The organism is Bacteroides sp. Phil13 (assembly GCF_001940965.1).
GTDB classification, from domain to species: Bacteria; Bacteroidota; Bacteroidia; order Bacteroidales; family Bacteroidaceae; genus Bacteroides; species Bacteroides intestinalis.
Genome location: NZ_MSHA01000079.1, coordinates 1 through 8,071, shown reverse-complemented (window position 1 = coordinate 8,071; position 8,071 = coordinate 1). Strand labels below are relative to the sequence as shown.

Sequence of the window (8,071 nt, the reverse complement as noted above, 5' to 3'; positions counted from 1 at the left end):
ATGACTTTTGCCAATGATAGTTATGCTCAAAAAACAATGGTAAGCCTTGCGCTTGAAGACAGAACGGTCGATGAAGTATTGACGGAATTGGAGCAGGGCACCGAATTCGTATTCTTCTACAACAACAAACAAGTTGATGTAAATCGTCGTGTATCGGTTCAGGTAAATAACAAAACTATATTCAAGGTTTTGAACGATATGTTCAAAGGAACCAATATAGGCTATAAGGTGTTGGACCGTAATATAATCCTTTATGATAAGGCTGTAGGAGCCGAGGAAGTACAGGCTACTATGCAGGCGATCACCGTAAAAGGTACTGTGGCTGATGCAACGGGTGAACCGATTATCGGTGCCAGTATTTTGGTGAAAGGTACCAGCAACGGTGTGATTACCGACATTGATGGTAACTTTACACTGAGCAATGTGGCTCCGACTGCTACTCTTCTTGTAAGTTATGTAGGTTATAAGACTCAAGAAATCCGTGTAGATGGTAAGACTTCTTTCAACATTGTATTGGCAGAAGATGCCGAAGTGTTGGATGAGGTTGTCGTTGTGGGTTATGGTGTTCAGAAGAAGCAGTCATTGACGGGTGCTGTAACAGCGATTACTTCTGAAACTATTCAGACCACTAAGAGTGAGAACCTTATCAATAATATCCAAGGTAAGATGCCGGGTCTTATGATTCGTCAGAAAACGGGTGAACCGGGTACCTTCGATAACATGATCAGTATTCGTGGTGGTGGTGAACCGTTGATCGTAATCGACGGTGTAACACGTGAATATGAAGAGTTTGCCCAACTTAACTCTGAAGATATCGAGAATATCTCTATCTTGAAAGATGCTTCGGCTGCTATTTATGGTATGAACTCGGCTAACGGTGTTATCATTGTTACTACCAAGCAAGGTGCTTCCGAAAAGACACGTGTTTCTTACTCCGGTTTGTTCGGTATTAAGCATGCTACCGGTATGGAAGAAACTGTAGACGCTTATACATTCCGTATGATGGAAAACGAAATGAGCCGCAACGGTAAGAAGGCTGAAGTTTATTCACAAGACATTCTGGATAAATATAAGAATGGTGTAGAAGGTTATCGTGATTGGGACTGGATTGATATGTATATGAACAAGCAGGCCTTCGCTACGAACCATACTCTTTCTATTCGTGGTGGTAATGAAAAGGTGAAATACTTTGTAAGTGCCGGTTACAACCGCGATAACGGTTTGTTGAAAAACAATGTGCAGTATTACGAACGTTTCACTTTCCGTTCAAACTTGACAGCCGAGTTGGCTAAGGGATTGACCATGAACGTTAAAGTGGCCGGTCGTTGGGACCAAACACAGCGTCCGAGAGAAGACTTTATGTGGACTTTCAAGACTTTGTTGGTAAATGACCGTGGTGTAGGTCCTTACGCTATGGGGTCTACAAACCACTATTCTGATATTGCTCCCGAAAGTAAGAATCCGGCAGCTTTGGTTGACCCGAATGTAGACGGATATCGTCGTAATCGTGGTGTGAACTACTCCGCAGACTTCGATTTGACTTGGAGAGTTCCTTTCGTACAGGGTTTGAGCTTAGGTATCTTGGGTTCTTTCAATGGTAACAACCGCAACAACTCAGAATTGCAGAAATCTTATCAGTTGTACGACTACTTCACTGACCAGCCGACTAAGACTTTTGGTGAAAACCGTTATCAGAACACAATGGGTATTTTCCAAAGACTTTATGGACGTGCACAGGTGAACTATGCAAATAGCTTTGGCAACCACAACATTAGTGCTACCGGAGTTGTCGAACTGTCAGGTAGCCGTTACGATGAATTGTATGGACGTCGTTTGTATGACGGTTATTTCACGAACGACATTTTGAATCAGGCTGATGCCAGTACAGCAACCAATAGCGGTTACCGCAGAGAAACTCGTCTGGCTGCATATTTGGTACGTGCCAACTATGATTATGCTGGCAAATATTTGTTGGAAGTTGTAGGACGTTACGACGGTTCTTATCGTTATGCTCCTGGACATCGTTGGGCTTTCTTCCCCTCGGTAAGTGCCGGTTGGCGTATGTCTGAAGAGAAATTCATCAAAGAGGGTCTGCCGTTTGTTTCTAACTTGAAACTCCGTGCTTCTTACGGAAAGAGTGGATACGATGCCGGTGATCCGTTCCAATACGTGGCTGCATATACACAAGGTGAAAAAGGTTATGTATTTAATGATAAGCTGACCATGGGTATGGTTGCTCCGGGTGTGGTTCTTGATAATCTGTCATGGGTTGTAACCAAGACTGCTAACATCGGTGTGGACTTTGATTTGTGGAATGGTAAATTGTTCGGTACTGTCGAAGTTTATCGTCGTGTCAACGATGGTATCTTGGCAAGCCGCATCATGGATATTCCGAATACATTCGGTGCCAGCTTCCCGAAAGAAAACATTAACTCGGAAGAAAACACCGGTTTTGAAATTGAACTCGGAACACGCGGTAAGATTGGTAAGGACTTTGGTTATACCATCAGTGCCAACTACTCGTTCACTCGTTACAAATTCTTGGATGTAGAACACAATCCTTACCAAAGTTCAATGGACCGCTTCTTGAATGGTCATGATAATCGTACCATCGGCGGTATGTGGGATCACTCAGGTGGTGGTATGTGGATTCAGAAGACAGACGGCCAGTTCCAGAATATTTCCGAATTTGAAAGAGCACCTCTGTATGGTGGCAGCAATGGTAACTCCATGATGCTTCCCGGTGCATTCCGTATTATTGACCGCAATGGTGACGGTGTAATTGGTTATGAAGACCAGTTGCCTGAATCACGTCGTGCAGGAGCCAATCCTCCTTACCAGTTTGGTATGAACTTGGGATTCACTTACAAGAACTTCGACCTGAACATTCTGTTGCAGGGTGCTGCCGGTTATGTAATCGGTTATGCTAATGATGACGTATTCGGTTACGGTTCGAAGACTAACCCGACTTTGATGAAGAAGTATATGGACCGTTGGCATACAGCTAACGTTACTGATGACCCCTACAATCCTGCTACTCAATGGGTATCTGGTAAGTTCCCCGCTTTGCGTCGTGACTTCGTCGGTACACAGGATAATGGTAACAGCTGGGGTGTAGGTGCTATTCCTTTCTGGAATCCGAATGCTACTTACTTGCGTTTGAAGAGCTTGGAATTGGGTTACACACTTCCGAAGAATCTTACTCGTAAGGTGGGTATCAGCGACCTGCGTGTCTTTGTAAATGGTTTCAACCTCTTGACATTCTGTAACTCTTTGTTGAAAGATGCAGACCCCGAACGTGAAGAACGCGACTGGGGTGCCAGCTTGGCTTATCCGTTGATGAAATCATATAATATTGGTTTGAATATTAATTTTTAATACTTAGATTATTATGAAGAAAAACATATTATCCGCTCTGGCCCTATGTGCGGTTGTAGGACTTTCAAGTTGCGATAGCTTCTTGGAATTGGAGCCGCTTGATAAAGTGTCCGGCGACAAACTGACTGAAACTGATGGTGGTATGAAGGCTTTATTGGCTACTGTTTATGCCGCAGTCCCTATGGAAGATTTTGTATTCCGTCCCTACACAGGTTTCAATGCCCGTAACTATGACGGTGTAAACGGTGCTTCCAACATTGCTTTCCTTTCTGATGAAGCTGCCCGTAGTGAAGGTGGTGGAGGTATTACAGAAGGTTTCGATTATTGGCCTTATGATGAGATTCGTCAGGTGAATATCTTTATAGAAACTGTGACATCTTCACAAGAAAAAGGGCTTTTGAGTCAAGCAGATGCTACTCGTATGATTGCTGAGGCTCGCTTTGCCCGTGCTTACATCTATTTTGGTTTGGTGAAGCGTTACGGTGGTGTGCCTATCATTAACCGCGTGCAAGATGGTGATTATGTGCCGGGTGATTCAGAAGCTTTGAGAGTGCCGCGTAGTACAGAATCAGACACTTGGAAATTCGTTATTAACGAGTTTGGCGAAGCTGCAAAGGATCTTCCTGTTGCTCGTGACGGTTATCGTTTCACAAAATGGGGCGCATTGGGTATGAAGTCGCGTGCGGCATTGTTCGCTGCTTCTTTGGCCAAATATTGGGACAAGGCTCCGTTGGCAGGTGAAGCTGTTAATCAGAAATTGGTTGGTTTAAGCAAAGGCGAAGCTGATTATTTCTATGGTGAATGTATTGCTGCTTCAGATGAAATTCTGAATAATTATGGTGGTGCATTGTATGGAGCCAATCCGGGTAGCATAGACGAAGCTCGTCAAAATTTCCAAAAGCTCTTTATACAGTCTACTCCGGTAGATGAAGTGTTGCTGTCTCGTGGCTATGTAGATGGTTCGACTAATAACAACCGTTCAGGTCATGGTTGGTCTTTGTATTACAGCTTGGCACAGGTAAATCCGGGTGCTTTGCGTTACGGACGTTTCAGCCCTACGCTTGATTTGGTCGATTTGTTCGAAGATTATACCGATGATGGTACAGGTAAGAGTGCTCCTATCAAGACTCGTGCAGATGGCAATGAAGCCAATGTACCTAATGTTCAGTTGGAAGGTAATGTGAAGTCTACCGATCCTTACATTCAATATAGCAGCTTGTCTGAACCTTTCTTGAATAAGGATGCACGTCTGCAAGCCAGTGTCATCATTCCCGGATCAAGCTATGCCAGTGTACCTATCTTGATGCAAGGTGGTTTGGTAGAAACTTCAGGAAAAGTCGTTGTTTATAACAACTCTTCTGCTCAGGGTAAAGATGGAAAGACTTACTTTGCTTTTGGTGCCGAAGGTACAAGTGGCTACTCTGGTTTCGGTAACATTGGTAACTCAGAAAATGGTAACTATACTACTACCGGTTTCTCGGTACGTAAGTATATGGAAGAAGAAAAATTCTCTTCTTTGTCCAGCCGTGATAACTCCATTACTACTCCGTTTATCGACATTCGTTTGGCAGAAATCTATTTGAACTATGCCGAGGCTGTAGTTGAAAGTGGTAAGGGCGATCAGAACAAGGCTGCTACCTTGCTGAATGCTCTCCGTCATCGTGCTGCTCATAAGGATAACATTCCTCTTACTTTGGAGAATGTATTGAAAGAGCGTCGTGTAGAATTGGCATTTGAAGGTAAACGTTTCTGGGATATGGTTCGTCGTCGCGACAACCACGTGTACTATAATGGTGGTATGCGTTCGGCTCTCGTTCCGATGATTGACTTGCGTACCGACACGCCTTCGTACATCTTTGTACGTGCAAACTTCCACGGAGATGAAAAACAGAACGGTCGTACCTTTGCTCCTCAGTCATACTATCGTGCTATTCCTGGAACAGCATCAAATGGCTTAGTTCAGAACCCTGGTTATTAATACTAAATTCTTAGAAGATTATGAAAAAAATATTGTTAATGATCTCATGCTGTTTGTTTGCATTGACATCTTGTGAAATTGATAACTATGAATCTCCCAATGCCTCTATTCATGGCTCTATTATTGATGAGAAGACAGGTGAGCTGGTTGGAATGGACGTTCAAGACGGAGGCGAACTGAAAGTTGTGGAGTTAGGTTTTGCCAACCCGCAGACTCAAAGCTGGAAAATTATGAATACGGGCGAATACCGCAACAATTTGGTTTTTGCCGCTACCTATGACATCCGTATGGAGAATAATAACTGCTATGCTTTCAAACAAGAAGGCGTGGTAGTGAAGAAGGGTGATAATACCTTGGATTTCAAGGTAACTCCTTACATCCGTATCAAGAACCCGAGAATTGAGAAGAATGGTAACCAGATTGTTGCTACTTTCTCATTGGAAGGTGGAAAGGGAAATGAAAAACTTTCGGATCTCCAATTGTTTGCTTTCTCTGATATGTGGGTAGGTAATATCGTGAAGTTCGGATTGAGCGGCGGCACAGACAAAATTGCATTTGATGAGCCTATAGCAATTGACCCGGCTAAGACTTATACGCTGACTATTGATGTGGCTGCTAACCAAAGTGCATTTAAATATACAGGAAAGAATTATTTCTTCCGTATTGGCGCCAAGGCAAGTATTCCTGATGTAGGTACAATACGTTATAATTACAGTCCGTTGGTTGAAATACCGTTTTAAACAAAAACTGTAACGATATAAACCTTATATTTGTGACATAATATACTTCTTGTTCTAAGAAGAATGTATATTTAACTGACAAAGGCGTTCTGTCCTTGGAAGAACAGAACGCCTTTATTGTATAATTATCTTAATAACAAATTATTATGAAAAGACTGACAACCAATCTTTTAATGCTTTTGTTGGGAATGCTCAGTATGCAACTTTATGCAGTGGAATTGAACTCCATCTACCCAATGAAACCGAATGATCCGGAAGCATTCTATTTCACTCCCGAGAACTATCCGATAAAGGCGGATGGAAAAATGGACGTGTCGGACGCTTTGCAGGCAGCCATTAATCAAGTGAAGAAAGAAAAGAATTTCGGTATTCTTTTTATACCTGAAGGCAAGTATAAAATCAGTAAGACTATTTATATTCCTACAGCCATTCGTTTGATTGGTTATGGAAAGAACCGTCCTGAATTTATTTTGGCTAAAAACTCTCCGGGATTTCAAGAAGAAGTACCAAGCGATAAGGGAAAAGCAAAATATATGTTCTGGTTTACAGGAGGTATGGTTAAAGAAGGTGAGAAACCGCGTGATGCAGGTGCCAGTACGTTCTATAGTGCTATGTCTAATATTAACCTGCGCATAGAAGACGGTAATCCGCATGCAGTGGCATTGCGTACTCACTTTGCACAGCATAGTTTTATCAATTATGTTGCAGTATATATCGGTAAGGGTAAAGCCGGTCTGTTCGATGTAGGTAATGAATTGGAAAACGTAGCTTTCTATGGAGGTGATTATGGTATCTATACGACAAAAGCTTCTCCGGGTTGGCCGGTAATGATGGTTGATTCTTATTTTGAGGGACAACGCATTGCAGCGCTTCGTTGCCAAGAGTCTGGTTTGGCAATGGTAAATCTGTATGCTAAGAATGTACCGGCTGTATTCGACATCGACCCTAATTATTGCGACAAGCTCTTTTTGGAAAACAGCTACTTTGAAAATGTAAGTGGTCCGGCTGTGGTAATTACCAATGAGAACAACAGCAATAATCAAATTACTTTCCGTAATGTATATTGTAAGAATGTGCCGGTTTTGGCTAAGTACACACGTAGCAATACAGATACAAAAGTTGCTCATAAAATCTATAAAGTGAAATCATACGACCACGGTCTGCAAATGGATAACCTGCTTGATATGCCGGAATATGAAACATTGGTTGAAGTTGAGCCGATACAGAAGATGCCGGTAGCTCAACGAATGGATATTCCTGCACTGCCTGCTATGGCAACGTGGGTGAATCTTCGCGAACTTGGTGCCAAGGGTGATGGAGAAACAGATGATACAAAGGCTATTCAAGAGGCTATTGATAAATACGATAACATCTATGTGCCTCAGGGCTGGTATCGCATTACTGAAACATTGAAGATGAAGCCCAATACCAAGTTGATTGGCTTGCATCCTTTTGGAACACAATTCAGATTGAACGAAAGTACTGCTGCATTTAGCGGCTTTGGTGGTCCGAAGGCAATGGTTGAATCGTCCGAAGGTGGTGCTAATATGCTGGTAGGTATCGGTATCAATACCGGTGGTTACAACTATCGTGCAGTAGGCGTGAAGTGGATGGCAAATGCCGATTCTTATATGAACGATGTGAAATTTGTAGGTGGACACGGTGGCTTGTGGAAACCGAAACCCGGTGTGGCTGAACCAAGAGGCTGGTGGGAAAGACCGGTTCGCATCAGCTCTCCCGATAATCCGGTAGCGGCTTCGGGCATGGACCTTGCTTGGGACAACCAGTATTGGAGTCTGTGGGTGACCAACAACGGTGGCGGCACCTTTAAAGACATCTGGACAGCAAGCACATATGCCACCAATGGTTTCTATGCCAACAATACTTCTACTCCGGGGCGTATCTATGCCATGTCCATCGAGCATCATGTAAGAAATGAAGTACGTTTCAACAAGGTGTCCAACTGGAAGGTGTA

The 8,071-nt window shown here is 43.1% G+C and carries 4 protein-coding genes; all 4 read left to right on the top strand.

The annotated features are described in order from the left end of the window. Nucleotides 1–3,378, top strand: a 3,378-nt coding sequence (locus BWI44_RS14720; RefSeq protein ID WP_286814793.1) for a TonB-dependent receptor, incomplete at its 5' end; no start/stop codon positions are given. A gap of 13 nt (nt 3,379–3,391) precedes the next feature. Then, nucleotides 3,392–5,356, top strand: coding sequence for a RagB/SusD family nutrient uptake outer membrane protein (locus BWI44_RS14715; protein WP_005832876.1), 1,965 nt, complete (start codon nt 3,392–3,394; stop codon nt 5,354–5,356). Nucleotides 5,357–5,376: 20 nt separating this feature from the next. Next, nucleotides 5,377–6,096 carry a DUF3823 domain-containing protein gene (locus BWI44_RS14710; protein WP_005832874.1) on the top strand — a complete coding sequence of 240 codons (720 nt, stop codon included), beginning with the start codon at nt 5,377–5,379 and terminating at the stop codon, nt 6,094–6,096. A gap of 146 nt (nt 6,097–6,242) precedes the next feature. Then, the coding region (locus BWI44_RS14705) for a glycosyl hydrolase family 28-related protein (protein WP_286814780.1) at nt 6,243–8,071 on the top strand (1,829 nt) is incomplete at its 3' end.

Coding starts and splice junctions, on each gene's coding strand:
- BWI44_RS14715 (WP_005832876.1), top strand. CDS start 3,392: ATGAAGAAAAACATATTATCCGCTCTGGCCCTATGTGCGGTTGTAGGA.
- BWI44_RS14710 (WP_005832874.1), top strand. CDS start 5,377: ATGAAAAAAATATTGTTAATGATCTCATGCTGTTTGTTTGCATTGACA.